Here is a 19,629-nt window from a genome sequence, read left to right as displayed (position 1 = left end):
TTACTCCTCAAAAATATAAATACAGGTTTTCCTGTTTTATAAATTACTTTACCGAATTATACAACATTATTGTATAAACGGCAAGACCTTTCCGCTCCCGCTTTTTTTAAGTAAGCTGAACGGCAAATACACCGAGTATTTACGGAAAATTACGAAAGACCTTCGATATTTCCGTTTACCAAGTCAATATGAATTGCCTGAGGGTCTTTCGGTAAGCCTGGCATTCTCATCATATCTCCCATAATTGCAACAACCATTTCGGAGCCGGAATTAAGGACAACATCGCGGACGTTCATTTCAAAATCTTTGGGAACGCCGTAGAGTTTCGGGTCGCCTGAGAACGAGTATTGGGTTTTTGCAATACATACGGGGTATTTGCCGAAGCCCGATTCTTCAATCTTTTTAATCATCTTGTCGGCAGCTGCGGAGTACGTAACTTCCCTCGCTCCGTAAATTTCTTTACAAATTTTACCGATTTTGGTTTTAACGGCATCGCCGTCGTCATAAATAAATTGAAGAGGTTTGGACGGTTTTTCGGCAATCGTTTTTACCACAAGTTCGGCAAGTTCGACTGCTCCTTTTCCGCCTTCGACAAAGGCATTGTTTACGGCAAAGCCTACTCCTTGAGCTTCGCAGTGTTTTTTAACGAGTTCCAGCTCGGAATCCTGGTCATAGCCGTAGCGGTTTAAAGCAACTATTACGGTTTGTCCGAATTTTTTCATATTTTCGATGTGTTTATCCAAATTAGCCAAACCTTTTTTAAGAGCGTCCGCATTGGGTTTTGAAATTTCTTTTTCCGGAACATCGCCGTGCATTTTTAAACCGCCCGTAGTTGCGGCAATTACGGTCAGCTTGGGGTTTAATCCCGCTTTTCGGCACTTAATGTCGAAAAACTTTTCGGCACCGAGGTCGGCTGCGAAGCCGGCTTCGGTAATTACGTATTCACCGTAAGTTAAGGCCGTTTTTGTAGCTATTACCGAGTTACAACCGTGTGCAATATTTGCGAAAGGTCCGCCGTGAATAAAGGCGGGGGTGTTTTCGGTTGTTTGAACGAGGTTCGGATTTATTGCATTTTTAAGAAGAACTACAATAGAACCTGCAATGCCTAAATCTTTTACGGTTACCGCATTGTTTTCGGTATCGTAGCCGAGAATAATCTGCTCGATTCTTCTGCGTAAATCTTCTATATCTTTGGAAAGACAGAAAATTGCCATAATTTCGGAAGCCGGGGTTATATCAAAACCGGATTCCATAATAACACCGTTTCCGTCGCCCAAGCCGGTAATAACTTGGCGCAAGCTCCTGTCGTTTACGTCCAAAACCCTCTTCCACAAAACTTTTTTGATAGCCTTAGGCGTTCCCTGATTGCGGAAAATGTAGTTATCGAATAAGGCGCTTATCATATTGTGAGCGGAAGTTATGGCATGGAAGTCTCCCGTAAAGTGCAAGTTTATATCTTCCATAGGAAGCACTTGAGCATATCCGCCGCCGGCAGCCCCGCCTTTCATTCCGAAGCAGGGACCAAGCGAAGGTTCGCGCAAGGCAACTACGGTTTTCTTTCCTATTTTGTTCATTCCGAGAGCAAGTCCTATAGAAACCGTTGTCTTTCCGATTCCGGCCTTTGTCGGAGTAATGGCGGTAACAAGAATAAGATTATTCTTTTTTACCTTTTCATCATCTATGACGCTATACGGCACTTTGGCTATATAGTTCCCATAAGGAATAACGTTATCGTCGTGAATTCCTAAACCTTTTGCGATATCGGCGATTTTATTTAGCTTCGCCTCTCTAGCTATTTCGATGTCTGTTTTCATAAGAATATTATGGCATAAAACTTAAAATTTTGCAACATAGAAATTTACGATTTTTTGTAAAATGTAAATTTAAGATTACACAAAGATAAATAAAAAAGCCTGCCTATTGATTTTCAGGCAGGCTTTTAATAAGTTAATAATGATTAGGTTTAATGGAGAATTTCACCGGATTATTTTCATCTCCACCCATAAAAAGCACCTCTATATTAAGATTTTCGTTACCTTTATCCTTCGATAAAATCAATCTTTGTATAAGTATGTGTTGGTCCGTATCTTGTGTTTTTATTAAAAACTGTTCTTGAGCACTGGGAAGCATACTGGAATAACTTTCTCCATTTAAAATAAGGTGATAACCGACGGTATCATTATTATTAAGAACTTCGGATTTTAAATTAAACCAATCACTATAATCATCTTTAATGGCTCCTGTATTCCTATCTATCAGAGCTGCATTTTTGATTTCTTTATCTAGCCATTTGTCTCTTTTTCCGTTATTTTTACCTATACTAAAAGTAAGTATTTTTTTTCCATTACTATCGGTAAGAGCATTCTTTTTTATCGTTTTAAATCCAGAACGTATAACGGTATGAGTTTTTGATATTTTATTTACATTATATTCAGTTACTAAATCTTTTTTTGCAATATAATATGTTACAGTTAATTCTCCCTTATAATCATCTGCATTTATACCGCCGTTTCTTATATTGTACACTGCAGCAGTAATATCTTCTATTTTGATATGTCCTCCATCTTTTTCATACAAATCCTTGTATTCTTTTATTTTCGTTTCATCAAATAAATTTCCGGCTTGATTTAACATAATCGCTCTGGCATAATATTCAGAAGCAAATCCATCGGAATAAGCTTTAATAAAATCGGTATCATTTTTTACTTTATTTAAAATATAATCAAATACATCTTTCTCTTCAAAATATTTTTCATCATCTTTTATGACTTTACTACTGAAGTTATTTTTAGATATACCCTCCTTACCTTCAAAATTAGGATATGTTCGTAAAATTACTGAATAATTGGCAGTTAGCTTTATTGTATTATTTCGATTTCTACTAAACGAGGCTGTCAAACTATACGCGGAATTATTTCCTATAGTAACTGTTTTATCGTTTCCGTTAAGTGTATATTCAAAAGAGACATAACCGATACCGTTTGTATTATTGGCTTCAGTAATAAATGTTTCAAGCGGAAGATTTTTCTCTATAGCCTTATCAAAAATTAAATACCTTTCTTTATAAATCACACCGCCTAAACTGGTATTTATATACGGATGAGTAAACCCGTTCGCTTCAATTCTCGTTTCAAACCGGACTCCGTCTTTCGTCCCTTTTACACTTACTATAAACGTTCCGTCTTTATCGTCATAAGCCAAAGCCCTGTTTTCTTCAAAGGCAATTCCGTCTACCGTCGTATTTGAAGCGGCAGCTATTTTTTTTGCAGCATCCGAAGCGGTCATATTTCCTGCGGCAATTCCGAGGGCATTGAAAACTTCTTCTTTTACATTTTTCCGCCTCTCTCCGCTTATTAAATTTACCGCCGCAATTTTTTCGGGGGCACCGACTTCTTTTTGAGACAAGATGTCCAAAAAAGCCGTCTTATTTCCCATATCGCATGCTGCGAAGAATACAAGGGTAAAAATACCCGCAAATACCGTTTTCATTATATTTTTCATTAATTTTTATCTCCTAAAAGTAAATATAAGATATGTAACGTCCGTAATAAGATTTTTAACAAACATTATCGGAATAAGTTACCAAAAAATATCCAAAATATCAATAAATTATAGAATATTTATTGAATATTGACAAAAATAAAAAAAGAGGTTTTAAATAATCTTGCTCATTTTGCCGTAAATACCGCTTACCGCCTGTTTTTGTTCATTTGTAAAATTTTCACCTGCAAGGTCTATTAAACTTTGCAGCGAAACAAGGCTTTCGTGCAGCGCCGTATGAAAACCGCGCGACGTTTTAAACCAAAAGGTTCCTTCACCGTTACAAAATAATGTAATAAAGCCCAACTGTTTATTTTTTTGTTTTGCAATGGTTGTTCTAAAAAGAAACTGAATATAGACTATAAGATTTTCAATATCTTGAGGTACGGTAAAATTTTTATTCTTTAAACGAATGTCTTCCTCCTCTTTTTTTGTAAGAGGTTCAATATTAAAGTTATTTACAACATTAAAAATCAAATCAAGTTTTTCTCCCGTCAGCAACTCGCAGTCCCGCATTTCTATTTTTCCGCGCAAGCCTTTTAGCTGCTGTAAGGCTCCGTTTTGGGTTTTTCCGTCAATACCGTATTTTTCTTTTATTTCCGCCGCAGTTTTTTTAAAATTTTCCCAAGGAAGAATAATATGCTTTTTTCCTTTTATTTTCTTTATGGAATACTTTTCTCCTTCCATAGTTACGGAATCTTCTTTAATTTTATCCTTTTCTTCTTCCGAATTCTTTACGCTGCGCTGTGAAGTTTTTTCTTTTTTATCCAAAAGAGCGGGAGCCACTTCTTCTATTATTTTTTTTGAAAGCGGAGATACGGACATCGCATACATTCTGGAAGTGCGCACAATTTCGCCTGCAACAATAAACTGCCGCTTTTCTTTGTACATACAGGAGCCCGGATGAATAAAAATCTTTTCGGTAGTAAGACTTCTATAACAATCTTTTCCTTGAGCCGCACAGACAAACTGAATCATTCCTTTGGCGATGCATTTTAAATAATCGTCAATTTTTCCGCCCGATAAAATCGGAACGCCCATATCCGAAACAATCAATTCAAGCTGTTCTTTTATATTTATAATTTCAGCCATTATTCTTTCATCAAGATAATGAATTTTACAAAAACGCTCTTTATCCGCAGCTTGACAGTACATCCTAAATACTTTTAAAAACGAAGCGAAATCTCCCATAGGTTCGTCAAAAAGAGAATGAGCCTTTCTTGCTTCAATTTCTTCTCCGTCAATAAATATAAAGGGGCTGCGCGCCGAAAGAAAAGCCGCTGCAATTAAAACTTCCTCTATTAAGTCCGGGTAACGTATAATCGCTTCTACAATTATTCTAGACTGGCGGGGTGCAAGAGGAAACGAACACATCATTTTTCCGATATTGCTGAGCGAATTGTCTTTTTCCAAAGCGTCAAGCATATTAAGGGTATCGACGGCACCGATAATTCCTTTTTTACCTGGAGGCGAAATAAAATCGAAATTTTCAAAATCGTAAATTCCCAATTCCGCCATACGCATTACAACTTCGGATAAATCCGTGCGGTAAATTTCTTCTAAGGTATACAGCTGGCGGCTTTCAAAATCTTTACGCGTATAAAGGCGGTAACAAACTCCTTCTTGAGTGCGCCCCGCCCTTCCTCGTCTTTGATTGCATGAAGCCTTTGAAATTACGGTTTCATCGAGGCTTGAAGTAAAGGTAAAGGGATTATAAAAGTTAAGTTTTGCAAGTCCTGAATCTATTACCGCCGCGATATCGTTTATAGTTATAGAAGTTTCCGCGATATTTGTAGAAATAACTATTTTCTTTTTTCCGAAAGGCGGAGATTTAAAAACGCGTTCCTGTTCTTCTTTACTTAATCTTCCGTAAAGGGGCAGAGGAAAAAGTTTTTTAAACCACGGTTCTTTTGAAAGCCGTTCTATACAATTTTTTATTGCCCGCTCCCCGGGAAGAAAAACCAAAATAGCGCCGCTTCGCCCTTCGCTTAAAATGCGTCCTACTATCGAAGCTATTTTATCCATCAGTGCGGTTTCGGCATTTAAAGTGTCGGTAGAAGCCGTAATTGCGGGCGGGTCGAAAATAAGAGTTACCGGATATGTAATTGCATCGATTTTTATAACAGGACAGCCGTCAAAATACATTGAAAATAAATCGGTGTTTATGGTAGCGGAAGAAATTATTACTTTAAAATCTTTACGTTCCGCAATTACCCTTTTTAAAAGCCCTAAAATAAAATCAATATTTAAACTACGCTCATGAGCTTCGTCCACTAAAATAACGGAATACTTGCTCAGCCACGGGTCAAGCTTCATTTCCTGTAAAAGAATTCCGTCCGTCATTATTTTAATTTTCGTATCGGGTGAAGTTACATCTTCAAAACGCATTTTGTAGCCGACAATACACGGTTTATGCCAAGGTACTATGGATTGCATTTTTTCACCCAGTTGTTTTGAAATAAATTCGCTTACCGAAAGAGCTGCAATACGGCGCGGCTGCGTAACTCCGATTATACCGGTACCGCTATAACCTGCTTCATGTAAAATAACGGGAAGCTGTGTAGTCTTTCCCGAGCCCGTAGGGCTTTCAACAACTATTACTTGATTGTGTTCAAGCATTTCCAAAATTCTATCTTTTTGTTCGTACACCGGTAAATTTTTATATTTCATATTTAAAAGATTATATACATTTTCGTTATATAGCGCAATAAGCACCTAAAATAAGCCTGAATCGGGATATAAATTTTATTTTAAGCGGCTGAAATGACGCCGCTTAAAATAAAATTTACGGTTTTGCATATACCAAAACCGTCTTATTGAACTTTTTATATACAATCACTCCGTTTTGACTAATCCGTTAAAATAAGTTAATATGGAAAAACTTATGAAAAATAATTTTTTTATTTTTATTCACTACTTTTTAATAATAAGCTGTGCAATACAAGCGGTTTTTCAAAACGGATATTTATCGTACATACAGTTAATTTCGTGTTTAATTATTATGATTCTCTCAAATATAAGAATGTTTTTTATTCATAAAACCGAAGTATTTTTTTTCATTTTATGTTTATGCGATTTTGCCGTCTGCTCCGCAATGTTCTTTATAGAAAAAAAACCGTCATTTTTATTGCTTACAATACCTATGATTGACAGCCTTTATTATAATCGATTCCCTCAAAATCTTATATCCGGAACAATAGGCCTTATTATTTTTTCCGTAACTTCCGTATATAAACCTCTATACACATCAGTAACGGATTTTATAATTTTATTTTTAATTTCCGCACAAGCATATAATTTTAAACTGTATAATACGGGTTTTATAAAACAGGAAAAAATCATAGAAGATTTAATTCAAAAAAACAACGAACTTTCCGAATCCGTTTTAAATTTTGAAATGTACAGAGAATCCGTTGAAGATTTAATAATGCTTAAAGAACGGAACAGAATCTCCAGAGAAATCCATGACAGCATAGGACACGGACTTTCCACAATCATTATTCAATTAAATGCCCTACAGGCAATTGCAAAAACGAATCCGAAAATGCTTCAAACTCAATTAACCTATTTAAATGAATTTGCAAAAAAGAACCTTGATGAAATACGTTTTGCACTGCGCGAAATAAAACCTACGGATTATAATAAATACGAAACAATCATTTTAATTCATTCTCTCGTAAACGAATTTAAAAAATTGACAAGCATAAATGTTCAATTTACTTTTTCAAAAAATATTCGGGTAATTACGGAAGAGCAAAACCATGCCGTATATAAGGCGGTTCAGGAATTTTTATCAAACTCAGGCAAATATGCGAATGCGGAACAAATTACAATCCATTTTTCATATACGGAAAATTATCTTGTAATTACTATGAAAGATAACGGACAGGGCTGTTTAAAAATAACTAAGGGTATAGGGCTCAAAGCCATAGATGAACGGATAAAAGAAGCCGGAGGTTCCGTATTCTATAAAAGTTTACCTGAAGTACGGGGCTTTTTTATGCAAATAAACATTCCTATATAACATAAAACTCTTTACATTATATTATCTATATTCCGCTACGCCCTTGACTGTACGTACTTCATACTGTATACTGTCTTTAAGCCTTAAAAATATTAAAACAAACGCTTATATCCACCTAGGCTGTTATAAATATTTAAGGCAACACAAGAAGGGAAAAATATGTCAACATTACAAGAAAAATCAAAAAAATTAAGTACTCTAAGACACAGTACCGCCCATGTTATGGCTGAAGCCGTTATGAACCTTTTCCCCGGTACAAAGGTTGCAATAGGGCCTTCAATCGATTACGGATTTTACTATGACTTTGAACTTCCGCGTCCGATAAACCAAGATGACCTTCCGCAAATCGAAAAGGAAATGCGGAAAATTTTAAATACCCGCTCCGCATTTGAAAAAACCGTAATAAGCCGCGAAGAAGCCTTAAAACTTTTTAAAGACCAGCCTTTTAAAATTGAATTGATAAAAGGTCTTCCGGAAGATGAAGAAATAAGCATTTATAAATCCGGTAACTTTACGGACCTTTGCCGCGGGCCTCATGTCTGCTCAATGGCGGAAATAAATGCTCAAGGCTTTAAACTGATGAAAACGGCGGGCGCTTATTGGCGCGGAGATGAAAACCGTCCGATGCTTACCCGAATTTACGGCACCGTGTGGGAAAAACCGAATGACCTAAAAGAATATCTTGCAATGCTTGAAGAAGCCGAAAAGCGCGACCATAGAAAGCTCGGCAAGGCTATGAATCTTTTTCACATTGACGAAGAAAATCCGGGACAAATTTTTTGGCATCCCAAGGGTTGGACACTTTACTTAACCATTCAAAATTATGTACGTATGCGCTTAAAAGAAGACGGTTATCAAGAAGTACACACCCCCTTCGTTATGCCGCGAAGTCTTTGGGAGCGTTCGGGACACTGGGCAAAATACAAAGAAAATATGTTTATTACTGAAAGCGAAAAGCGTCTTTTTGCTCTTAAACCTATGAACTGCCCCGGACATGTAGAAATTTTTAAACAGGGAATTAAAAGTTACCGCGACCTTCCGTTGCGCTTGGCCGAATTCGGCTCTTGTACAAGAAATGAACCCTCAGGCTCCTTACACGGAATTATGAGAGTACGTGGCTTCGTACAAGATGATGCTCATATTTTTTGCACCGAAGAGCAAATTTCCTCCGAAGTTTCAAAATTCTGTACCTTATTAAAGCGTATGTATGCCGATTTCGGTTTTGCCGAGGATAAAATTCTCGTTAAGTTTTCTACACGTCCCGAACAACGCGTAGGAGACGATGCAACTTGGGATAGAGCCGAAAAGGCCTTATCCGACGCTTGCACATACGCAGGTTTGGAATATGAAATTGCTGAAGGCGAAGGAGCCTTTTACGGACCTAAACTCGAATTTACCCTAATCGACGCACTGGGACGGGAATGGCAATGCGGAACAATCCAAGTGGATTATCAACTTCCTTCAGCCGAACGTCTTAATGCCGAATATATAGGCGATGATAACAATAAACATCACCCCGTAATGCTTCACAGAGCCGCACTGGGTTCCCTTGAACGTTTTATAGGTATCTTACTTGAAAACTGTGCCGGTGTTTTACCGCCTTGGCTTGCTCCGGTGCAGGCCGTAGTTATACCGGTAGCGCCCCCCTTTGCAGACTATGCGGAAAAAGTACGTGAAGACCTTGACCTTATGGGCTTTAGAGTAACGGCAGATACGGGTTCCGACAGAATGAACGCAAAAATACGCAAGTACCAGGAAGAAAAGGTTATTTATCAGCTAATCGTAGGGCAAAATGAAATGGACACGAATTCCGTAGCGGTGCGTATGCGTAAAGGCGGTCAAAAAACAATGACGGTAAAAGAATTCGGAGAATTCCTAAAAGAAAAAACTACTTCCTTTTCGCAGGATGCAGAATAACTCCGATTTGTATTATCATTCCGTCTGAAAATTTCGGAGCTTCTTTATCCCAAAGATTAAAAACCGGCAAAAAAGCTTTTAGCTGAACGCCGGTTTTCCAGCCCGAAGCAAAGGTATATTCGGTTTTAAAACGGAACGAAGGATAGAAAAATCGTCCGTTTTCCCAAAAGTAAGCGTTTATTTTTTTCAATTCTTCTTTTGCAGGCAATCCGCCGTCTCTGCCCTTTTCTTCGGGTTTTACTCCCGGTTCAAGAACTCCGAAGCGGGTTAAAAAAGAAAGTCCACCGCCGAAACTTACAGTCCAGTCTTTTACATCAAAAACCGCTAAAACGGGCATATCAAGTAAAAATGCAAAGGTAAGAGCGGTACGGTTTTCCGTTTCGCAAATATAAGCCTTGTTCAGAGGAAGCTTTTCGGCTGTTTTTCCTGAAATCCAACCGTAATGAAAAAACGAAAAATCAAGAGACGGGGCTATACTTAAATGTTTTAAAATCCTGTACTCGTATTCCCCTCCGAGGTTAAGACTTACGCCGGCTGGAGGGTCCGCCGTTCTTCCGGTTGCGGAAATAACTACCTCGCTGCCGAAATAAAATCCGAAAGGAGAAGGTCTCTTTGCTTCGCCCTCATTGTTTTCAATAACCGCTTCCGCTGAAGAAGGGGCTTCGGATACAGCCCTTCCCTCAGCCGAATTTGAAGCTTCCTGTGCACTTATAAAATGCCGGGATATTAAAACCTGAATACAAAAAATAAAACTTAAAATCTTTTTTTTATTCAATTTTATTTCCAATTTATTTCCAAAATAACTTAAAATAACAAAATTCGGTTTTACGAGCCTTAAAACCGTTTATTCGGTTTTTAAAGAGGCGGAAGTAATCCATCCCTTTTTTTGTTTATTTTGAATGTAAAACCATTCAACCTCATTTCCGTCATCGTCTTTTAAGACGGCTTTTTTATAAGCCGCTGCAACGGTACCGCTTTTTATTTGAGTTAAAATTCTTGCATTAAGATTATTAGGAATACTTAAAAGCTGACTCTCATCAAGAACGGTAACTTTTTGCTCTATTTTTTCGGCTTTAACCGTTTTTAAAAATTCTTCTTCTTTAATAATTACTTCCGTAAGCTCCTGTAAGACTACAATAACATCATGATATTCGGAAGGTAAATCAAGCGCATTTTGAAAAAGCTCCGCACGGATTGTATCGTTACGGGATTCCGAAGCAACCTGAGCTAACGTCATTGCAGCCACGGCACCCGTACCGAACTCAAGGTTTTCGGTTTTTACAAACTTATCTTTTACAATCCAAGCCGTTACCAATTCCGGACAATAAGCGGCAATTTTAACGAATTTCGTATTGCCGCCGGTCATTTCAGGAGTACCGATACTATTCTCATAAACGCCTACAATAAAAAACTGCGGAATAATTTCATCGGTAGCGGCGGTTAAGGACTCGGATTTATATAAAACGGTATCCTGTGCGGCAACGAAGGCGGGTACCGTTCCCGGCTCATAGCAATAGTCCTGAATCCAATATTCCTTTCCGTTCAATTCAATATGAAAAAATATACGTTTTTGTCCGTCGGTACGCTGAGCTTCTTTTTTTTCTCCGAGATAAGCGGCAATATCACCTAAAGAAGCATTGGCTGCCCATTTCATTTTACCGTCGGAATTTTCTTCATAAAGAGGAGCATTATGTACATAGATTACGCCCTTTTTGCCGTAATCATTACTTGAACTCATCATAGAATTGCTTTCCGTTTCAGTGTTCTGCATATCCTCACCGGTTGCAACTTCATCAATACCCTTTTCCGCAACATCCGTTACTTCGTCTTTTTTTGTACATGAAGAAAAAATTACGGATACCGCAAAAATCATAAAAAGCACTTTTTTTAAAACCGTTTTATTCATAAATAACTCCTATTTTCAATTGTAAAATTCAGTTTATATAATTATATAGTTTTCCGCTTAGTTTTCAAGCGGTTATGATTTTATATTTTTCAACCTTTACAAACGGTGAACGTTTATAAAATTTTATAAAAGAACCTTTGCGGAATGCCAGCTTAAAGTAGCACATTTAATACGGGCAGGCATTTCCGCAAAATATTCCAAAATTTGAGCATCACCCAGTTCTTCTTTTTCTTCTTCCGAAACTTCTTTACCGCCCATCATTTTAAAAAATATGTCCACTTTCTTTTTAGCTTCTTCAACCGGTCTTCCCTTAATAAGCTCTATCAGCATATTGGTGGAAGCCGTTGAAATGGCGCAGCCCTTTCCCAAAAAGGAAGCATCTTCTATTATTCCCTCTTTCTCTTTTATCAAAAGAGTTAAATCGTCTCCGCAAGAAGGATTATGCCCGCGCTCGATTTTTACATCTCCCGTAAGGTCCCTGCAATTTTCCTTTTTGCGCGAATATTCTAAAATCATTTCCTGATAAATATTATCGATATTTTCCATATATTCATTTCCCGTTTATCTTGAATTAAAAACCGCATTTACTTTTTTAAGAGCGGTTACCATAACATCAATATCTTCTTTTGTATTAAAAATTGAAAAACTTGCGCGGCAGCAAGAGCTTATGCCTAAATAGTTCATTAAAGGTTGGGTACAATGGTGTCCGCTTCTGACCATAACGCCATATTCGTTTAAAATATACGCCGTATCGTGCGAATGAACATCTTTTACATTAAAGGCAATTATACCCGCTCTTTCTCCGGCTTCCGTATTATAAGTTTCCACAAAGTCCAATTTTTTCAATTCCGAAAGCGCATAAGATTCCAAATCCGAAATTATTTTTCCGATTTTTTCATAACCTATAGCCTCAACATATTCTATTGCAAATTTTAAAGAAACTATTGCGGAACTGTCCAGTGTACCGCCTTCATATTTATGAGGCAAATCTTTAAATTCCGCATCATGTTCCGTAACAAAATTTATCATATCTCCGCCGTATAAAAAAGGCGGCATTTTTTCAAGCAGTTCTTTTTTTCCGTAAAGAACGCCCACTCCGAACGCCGAAAACAGTTTGTGCCCGGAAAAGGTTAAAAAATCGCAATCCGCTTCAGTAACGTTTTGTTTAAAATGAGTTACAGCTTGAGAGGCATCTACAACAACTGCCGCACCCTTTTCGTGAGAAAGAGCCGTAATCTCCCTTACCGGATTTATAACACCCGTTGCGTTTACAACGGAAGAAACGGCAACTATTTTAGTTTTATCCGAAAGTTTTTGTTTAAAATCTTCAATATTCAGACTTCCGTCTTTTTGCAAATAAATATATTTTAACTTTGCTCCCGTTTGTTTTGCGGCAAATTGCCATGTTACCAAATTCGCATGATGATTTGAAATTGCAATTAAAATTTCATCGTCTTTTTTTAAAAAAGGAAGCGCATAGCAATACGAAATGATATTTAACGCTTCGGTACAGTTTTTTGTAAAAATTATACTTTCGATGTTTTTTGCACCTATAAAGTCCGCCGTTTTTTTACGGGTTTCTTCTATAAGAATTGACGAAGCTATTGCAAGCGAATGTGAGCCCCGCCCTGCATTGCCGTTTGAATGAGTAAAATAATTTGTAACTCCGTCTATGACGGTTTTAGGTCGCTGTGCGGTTGCAGCGGAATCCAAATAATGAATACCCGGGTTTTCCGAAATAAGCGGAAAATCTTTTTTATACATTTGTTATTTCCCTATAAATTTTATATATTAAACGGCCGAATTTTCAAGCCGATAATTTCAGTTTAAAATATTTTATACAAAACGGAATATTTTGTCCATATAACGGGCTAAGAAGCAGCCCTACCCTTGAACTTTCCGTCTTATATAGCCCAATTTCCGTTTTTTAAAAGCTCAATCTTAGAGCCGTCTTTTTTTACACCGATAACTGAAAGTTCAGGTCCGCCTACCATAAAATCTACGTGAATAATCGAATTATTCATTCCCGATTTTTTCGCCTCTTCATCGCTTAAAAATGCTCCGTTTTTTATATTTTCGCTGTAAGCATTTCCTATAGCAAAGTGACATGAGGCGTTTTCGTCGAACAGGGTATTTTTAAATAAAATTCCGGTATTACTTATAGGAGAATTATCGGCTACCAGGGCAACTTCTCCCAAACGTCTTGCCCCCTCATCGGAATCCAAAAGAGCTTGTAAGGTTTCCTTTCCTTCTTTTGCATCAAAATCTGTAACTTTTCCGTCTTTAAAAGTAAAATAAAACCCGTCAATAATTTTTCCGCGGGCGGCTAACGGTTTTGTAGCTTTAACAGTTCCGTTTACCTTAAAAGCATGCGGCATAGAAAAAACTTCTTCCGTAGGAATGTTAGCCATAAAGGGTTCCCCGCGTTCGCATTTTCCCGAGCCGCCTACCCACAAATGACCTTCTACAAGATAAACCTCCAAGTCGGTACCGGGGCCTTTATATAAAAGTTTTTCAAACTGCATTTCATTTAAAAAATTTTGGTGTTTTTTTAAAGCCGCATCATGTTCTTGCCAAGCTTTGACGGGCTCAGGCATACTTACACGGGTTGCATCGAAAACCTTTTCCCATAATTTTTTTAAAGCTTCATCTTCCGATAAATCCGGAAAAACGGTTTTTGCCCAAGCCGGTGTAGGATGAGCCGCAACAGTCCATTTTACACGGTTTTCCATTGTGTATTTCATTATCGGTTTTGAGGCAAGAGCCCGCGTTTTATTCCATGCGGCAACTTTTTTTGAATCCACATCTTTTAAAAGCTCCGGATTGTCCGCAACAAGGGCAAGCCTGTGATAGTTATTTTTATATGCAGCTTCAAGATAATCTATTTTAAATTTAGGCATTTCATTAAAAATACTTTCATTTCCATAATTATAACGCGATAAAATCATATCATCATCGGAAAAATCGTAAATAATGTCTTTAGCTCCAAGTTTATATGCCTGTTCTGTAATTTCACGAACCATACCTATAGAGTGTTCGTTTACAAGTATATAAATTCCGTCATTCTTTTGAATATTTAAACCTACTTTTAAAATAAGCTCCGCATACTTTTCAATATTTTTTTTAAAATCCATATTTCCTCCTGAAAATTTTATAATAATAAACTAACACAAAATTTAAAAAAAGTAAAGAAAAAACGTTTTTAAAAAATATCTTTATAAACCGCCTCCGAGTTTATAGCTTCAATGTTTATACCGTGTTGACATTTGTTTTAAAACTCTGTATTCTATATTTCTTAATATCGTCCGGCTTATGAAAAATCTGCAAAAACGTACATTTAATGCGGCTGCCTTAAGTTTTCTCATTTATTCTCTGTCATCTATTTCAATTTCAATTTGTTTAGTAAATATAAAAAAAGATTTACATTTTTCTTTTACGCAAGCCGGGCTTTTCGGAATGATTTGTGCAATAGAGCAAACAATTGTCCTTTTAATAAGCCCTATCTTCGCCGGTAAATTCGGCAAAATAAGAGTATTGCGTATTTCACTTTTTCTTTTAACCTTAGGCTTGATTTGTTTTTCTCAAAGCGGAAATTTCACTACAGCTCTTTTAAGCGCTCTTTGTATGGGACTTGGAGTTGCAAACATGGAAGCTCTTTTAACACCTATTGTAACCGATTTATATCCAGACGATACGGGAGCAAAAATGAACAAGATGCATGCATTTTGGCCCTTAGGTTCGTTTTCGGGGCTGATAGGGTTCGGCTATCTTCTTTCCTCCGGAATACATTGGAGGTATTTATATGCGGGAATGTCGGCTGCGGCTTTTTGTATCGGTTTTTTATATCCGTCTTCGGCAAAAATACAACTGCCTCCCTCCGACGGAAGTTTTAAAGCGTTTAAAAAAATATTTTCATTACCTGCATTTTGGTTTTTCGCTCTTGCATTATTTTTTGAAGGCGGAGCGGAAGGAGCTTTTTCATTTTGGGCGGCTACCTTAGTACAAGTGCATTTAAAAGGTTCTCCGTTTTTTGCAGGGATTGTAACCGCAATTTTTGCCTTGGGAATGGTTTCGGGCAGATTTGCAGGCAGCAGGTTTTTACATAAAATTTCACTTCAAAAAGCCGTTATTATTTCTTCATTAATTGCGTTTTTAATAAGTCTTACATTTATTCTTGTAAATTCACTTGTTATACTGGCCTTGTTTTTATTTTTTATGGGAATATCTCTTGCCTGTTTATGGCCCACAATTCAATCCCATGCGGCCGCCGTTTTACCCGTAGATACTACGGCCTTAATGATTTTTTTATCATGCTTCGGAGTACCCGGCTACAGTACCGCAAGTTTTATTATGGGAATAATCGGGGATAAATACGGTCTTTTCGCCTCATTTATAGCGGTAGTACCGTGCTTTTTAGTTTTAGTTCCGGTTCTTTTTATTGCAGGCTGCAAAATATCAATTAAAAACGTTTTTAATACCCGCCGCAGTCGGTAATTTAAACACAAATTATAAAATTTAAATGCAATATATTTAAAAATATAATTATTCCGTTTTTAAACGTATTTAATACTCATTTGAAGTCGTAACTATTTTAAGAACCTGAACTCCGTTTTTATCTTTAACTACGTTAACCACCGTGATATTATCATTTTTAAACTGTTGAACATTCGGATTCATTTTAAGGTGCATAGGAAACATTTTTTTCATCATTTTTTCCGCTTCAATAATTTCACCTTCCGTAAAATCTTCTTTTTGCATAACAACTACGGTATAGTAATAATACATGGCATTTTCTTTTTCGGAAAAAACTACCAAGTCGCGGCGTGTAAATTCATCAAGCATTACAGGACATTCTTTTGTAAGAGATTCGGCTAAAGATTTATATTTGGAAACATCAACGGCCTTTACCGAAGCGGAGTCTTTTTTATTTTCATCAACCGTTTTACACGAAAAAAGTAAAAAAGCGCATAAAAGAGTGAGTAAATTTAAAATTCTTTTTGTACGATGCATAAGCAATACCTCTTAAACCGTTTACCGAAAGAATTTAACATAATATTAAACAGGTGTCAATAAGCGGATAGGGCTTATCTAAAAATACGGAAAATGTGCATAAAACTTACATCAAAACTTTTTCCGCCTATTGCAAAAAAAATAAGGACAAGGTAAAATCTTTAAGGTATAAATCAGCTTACCTAAGTTTTAATATTAAAGACAAGGTATGTGTTAATTGCAGGAAAAACGACTATGCCCGAATTAAGTATGCGCGAACAACTTCATCAAACCGCTCTAAAAGCCCCGAAAACAAGCGGCGTTTATCTATGGAAAGATAAAGCAGGCGTTGTAATTTATGTAGGAAAGGCCAAGTCTTTAAAAAACAGACTGACATCGTATTTTACTTCCAATAAGGATATTAAGACGCGCATCTTGGTTTCAAGGGCTGCGGGCTTGGAATATATTCAAACCGAAACCGAATACGAAGCTCTTCTCCTTGAAAACACCTTAATTAAAAAACACAATCCCAAGTATAATATAAATTTAAAAGACGGAAAAACCTATCCCGTTTTAAAATTAACAAACGAAGATTTTCCGCGCTTATTCCGTACAAGAAATATCAAAAACGACGGAGCAAAATACTTCGGCCCCTTTCCGAATGTAGGAGCGGTCGATATGTTTTTAAATTTAATTAAACGGAATTACAAATTGCGTCAATGCAAAAAATTAAAAAACGCGAAAGCCCGTGTTTATATTTTCATATAGGAAGATGTAATGCACCGTGCTGCGGAAAAATTTCAGCGGAAGAATACAATAAAGAAATAGAGGAAATTTGCCGTCTGCTGGACGGAGAACTTGAAACGGCCGTAAACAATTTAACCGTAAAAATGAAGGAAGCGGCAAAGATGCAGGACTTTGAAACCGCCGCAAGAATCCGTGACGGAATTCAAGCCGTATATTCAATACGAGGACAAAACATTGTTCAGGATATGGACCCCGCATCCCGCGATTATATTGCATGGGCCTTTGAAGGTGCTATGGTAACCTTTGCCGTTTTACGTATGCGCAACGGAAAACTGGTCGGAAGAGACTTATATCGGGCCAATAGTTTAAAAGAGGAAGAAGAAATTTTATCCGAATTCCTTTCCGCTTATTATACGGACAAACAGCAAGTACCGCCTCATATCTTTATTCCGTATACGGGTGCAGGGAATGAGCTTGCGGAGTTTTGGCTTAAAACGGAACTCGGCGCCGACACGCAAATTACGATTATTCAAATTGAAGAGCATTCTTCAAAAGAAAAAAACACGGACAGCGGCAACTACAAAGAACAAACGGAAGCGGCTTCTCCGAGTATAACTTACACAAAGGATAACAACTCTTTAAAAGAACCTTCATCAAGTATAAAACACCATAGGGCGGCTTTGAAAATGGCTCAGTTTAATGCAAGGGAAGATGCCGCCAGACGATTGCGGGAACAGGGAGACTTTGCCGCAGTTGAAGATTTACAAAAGAGATTAAACCTTCCGTGCTTGCCGCACCGCATTGAAGGATATGATATTGCGCATTTACACGGCACCTTTCCTGCGGCGGCTTTAATTTCGTTTAAAGACGGCAATCCCGACAAAAAGAACTACAGAATATTCCGCTTAAAAACCACGGACGGAATAATAGACGATTACGCTTCAATGAGGGAAGCCGTCGCCCGCCGCTATACCCGTCTTTTAAACGAGGGAGCGGAACTTCCAGATTTGATTTTGGTAGACGGAGGCATAGGACAGGTAAATGCCGCATTTAAAATTATAAATGCTTTAAAATTGGATATTCCCGTTATCGGACTTGCGGAAAAAAATGAAGAAGTTTATTTTCCTCATAATTCCGTTCCGACGGTACTTCCCCGCAGAAGCGATGCGTTACGCCTTTTACAAAGAATACGCGATGAAGCCCATAGGTTTTCAAATACAAGAAACAATAAACTGCGAGACTCCGCCGAGCTTCATCTTCAATTTGAAAACCTCCCCCACATAGGAAAAAAAAGAGCCTTGCTTTTGCTTAAACAATTCGGTTCGCTTGAAAAACTGATGAGCGCTGCACCTGAAGCAATTTCGGTTGCGGCAAAAATTTCAGTTAAGCAGGCGGAAGAAATACTAAAAGGGTGATAAAAAAGAAGAACCCTCGAAAGGAGGAAAACGAGGGTTCTTTGAAGTAGTATGTGTATCTTTTCTGTGTGTATAGTGAATATACTATATTTTATAAGAAATGTCAAGCGAATTCATAAAAAACATCGAAAAAAATACGATTTTTTACCGTTTTTTACGGTTTTATAACATTTTAATCGGCTTTAAAGCGTGTTTTTGCATTTTTCAAATAAAAATCATTTATATCGTGATTTTACAAAAACCGATATATAAGAAAATTTGCCTTCAAATTAATCTTAATTTAAAACAATTCTATAATTATAAACAAATGATGCCTACACGTAATAAAAAGATAAACCTGAATTTCCGTTTTTAACAATACATTATTAGGCTTTGAAAATATAAAATAAGAAAGGCCCTATAAGTTACACGAAGCCTTCTTTTGTAAAATATCTTTTTAAAAGTTTTACTCCTAAAAGCCCTCCTAAAATACCCCCTGCAAAAGAAATAACATAAAGAACAGGCATAATCCACAACGGAAGATTTACAAGTTGTGCCGCATAGTCGGCACCCATATTTTTTTCGGTTAAAATATAATACTGTTCTTTCATAATAAATATTTGCCAAAAAGAACCTGCAAGCCACATCGACATAACCGCATAGCCCGCAATACCGCCCTTAACGGTTTTATACCCAATAAGGCTTCGTACCAGTTCTGCAAAACCGGCAACGATAAAAGAATGGGCAATAAGCAGCCATGAACCTCCCATAAGCGCCGATAAAGAACCGGGTATCACCGCAAAGATAAAAAGAGACAAGGGTTTTTGCACTTTTTCCATAAAGAATAAAACTACAACACCCAAAAATAAGCTTACAACGAACGGAGCAGCCGCTAAGGTTATTACCGCAGTCCCGAACGGCATTCCGATTATAAATACTCCGACAAAATAAACAACAGCGAAAATAGCGGTATTTACAACATCTTTTAGTTCCAAGTTATTATTCATATTACAATTCCTAAAAATAATTTACAAGCAGGTAATCGGTAATAAACGGATTGCCGATTCTTTTATACAACATCTAAAAGGCTTCTAAAGTTTCTATATTTCGCT

The 19,629-nt window shown here is 37.1% G+C and carries 13 protein-coding genes and 1 pseudogene; 4 read left to right on the top strand and 10 right to left on the bottom strand.

Annotation, left to right across the window (positions count from 1 at the left end; translation table 11 throughout):
* Nucleotides 1-149 precede the first annotated feature (149 nt).
* From DYQ05_RS02185 to DYQ05_RS02175, 3 genes are all read right to left on the bottom strand, one after another.
* Nucleotides 150-1,814 (bottom strand): formate--tetrahydrofolate ligase, encoded by a 1,665-nt coding sequence (locus DYQ05_RS02185; RefSeq protein ID WP_024465381.1) that lies wholly within the window; start codon nucleotides 1,812-1,814, stop codon nucleotides 150-152.
* Nucleotides 1,815-1,947: 133 nt separating this feature from the next.
* Nucleotides 1,948-3,501: a hypothetical protein gene (locus DYQ05_RS02180; protein WP_206183750.1), complete on the bottom strand. Its 1,554-nt coding sequence runs from the start codon at nucleotides 3,499-3,501 to the stop codon at nucleotides 1,948-1,950.
* 153 nt (nucleotides 3,502-3,654) lie between these two features.
* Complete coding sequence (locus tag DYQ05_RS02175; protein ID WP_206184085.1) at nucleotides 3,655-6,210, bottom strand: helicase-related protein; 2,556 nt, start codon at nucleotides 6,208-6,210, stop codon at nucleotides 3,655-3,657.
* Between the two features lie 214 nt (nucleotides 6,211-6,424).
* On the opposite strand from DYQ05_RS02175, the gene DYQ05_RS02170 reads away from it, so the two are divergent.
* Together DYQ05_RS02170 and thrS are read left to right on the top strand one after the other, a co-directional pair.
* The gene (locus DYQ05_RS02170) at nucleotides 6,425-7,564 is read left to right on the top strand and encodes a sensor histidine kinase (RefSeq protein ID WP_038095570.1); all 1,140 of its coding nucleotides are present in this window, start codon (nucleotides 6,425-6,427) and stop codon (nucleotides 7,562-7,564) included.
* A gap of 159 nt (nucleotides 7,565-7,723) precedes the next feature.
* Complete coding sequence (gene thrS / locus DYQ05_RS02165; RefSeq protein WP_041610114.1) at nucleotides 7,724-9,481, top strand: threonine--tRNA ligase; 1,758 nt, start codon at nucleotides 7,724-7,726, stop codon at nucleotides 9,479-9,481.
* On the opposite strand, the gene DYQ05_RS02160 is transcribed toward thrS, so the two are convergent.
* The 5 genes from DYQ05_RS02160 to DYQ05_RS02140 all read right to left on the bottom strand — a co-directional run bounded on the left by DYQ05_RS02160 (nucleotide 9,453) and on the right by DYQ05_RS02140 (nucleotide 14,521).
* Entirely contained in the window at nucleotides 9,453-10,256 is an 804-nt protein-coding gene (locus DYQ05_RS02160) for a glycoside hydrolase family 71/99 protein (protein WP_206183749.1), read from the bottom strand. The two genes, thrS and DYQ05_RS02160, sit on opposite strands and share 29 nt — an antisense overlap.
* 69 nt (nucleotides 10,257-10,325) lie before the next feature.
* Nucleotides 10,326-11,387 (bottom strand): hypothetical protein, encoded by a 1,062-nt coding sequence (locus DYQ05_RS02155; RefSeq protein ID WP_206183748.1) that lies wholly within the window; start codon nucleotides 11,385-11,387, stop codon nucleotides 10,326-10,328.
* 123 nt (nucleotides 11,388-11,510) lie between these two features.
* Nucleotides 11,511-11,933, bottom strand: coding sequence for a Fe-S cluster assembly sulfur transfer protein SufU (gene sufU / locus DYQ05_RS02150; RefSeq protein ID WP_024465387.1), 423 nt, complete (start codon nucleotides 11,931-11,933; stop codon nucleotides 11,511-11,513).
* Between the two features lie 15 nt (nucleotides 11,934-11,948).
* Nucleotides 11,949-13,151 (bottom strand): SufS family cysteine desulfurase, encoded by a 1,203-nt coding sequence (locus DYQ05_RS02145; RefSeq protein WP_024465388.1) that lies wholly within the window; start codon nucleotides 13,149-13,151, stop codon nucleotides 11,949-11,951.
* A 140-nt stretch (nucleotides 13,152-13,291) separates the two neighbouring features.
* Complete coding sequence (locus tag DYQ05_RS02140; protein WP_206183747.1) at nucleotides 13,292-14,521, bottom strand: aminopeptidase; 1,230 nt, start codon at nucleotides 14,519-14,521, stop codon at nucleotides 13,292-13,294.
* 178 nt (nucleotides 14,522-14,699) lie between these two features.
* On the opposite strand from DYQ05_RS02140, the gene DYQ05_RS02135 reads away from it, so the two are divergent.
* On the top strand, nucleotides 14,700-15,881 hold the full coding sequence (locus DYQ05_RS02135; protein ID WP_024465390.1) for an MFS transporter: 1,182 nt from the start codon (nucleotides 14,700-14,702) through the stop codon (nucleotides 15,879-15,881).
* A gap of 69 nt (nucleotides 15,882-15,950) precedes the next feature.
* Here the strand turns inward: DYQ05_RS02135 and DYQ05_RS02130 are convergent, their stop codons facing one another.
* The gene (locus tag DYQ05_RS02130; protein WP_020964250.1) at nucleotides 15,951-16,397 is read right to left on the bottom strand and encodes a DUF8479 domain-containing protein; all 447 of its coding nucleotides are present in this window, start codon (nucleotides 16,395-16,397) and stop codon (nucleotides 15,951-15,953) included.
* A gap of 234 nt (nucleotides 16,398-16,631) precedes the next feature.
* Here DYQ05_RS02130 and uvrC point away from each other — a divergent pair.
* A pseudogene (uvrC, locus tag DYQ05_RS02125) lies at nucleotides 16,632-18,538 on the top strand (excinuclease ABC subunit UvrC).
* A gap of 404 nt (nucleotides 18,539-18,942) precedes the next feature.
* Here the strand turns inward: uvrC and DYQ05_RS02120 are convergent.
* Nucleotides 18,943-19,524 (bottom strand): MptD family putative ECF transporter S component, encoded by a 582-nt coding sequence (locus DYQ05_RS02120; RefSeq protein WP_020964247.1) that lies wholly within the window; start codon nucleotides 19,522-19,524, stop codon nucleotides 18,943-18,945.
* Nucleotides 19,525-19,629 lie beyond the last annotated feature (105 nt).

Origin of the sequence: Treponema pedis (assembly GCF_017161325.1) — a bacterium.
GTDB classification, from domain to species: domain Bacteria; phylum Spirochaetota; class Spirochaetia; order Treponematales; family Treponemataceae; genus Treponema_B; species Treponema_B pedis.
Note: the sequence above shows the minus strand (reverse complement) of the source record. Positions and strands in the feature narration are given on the sequence as shown.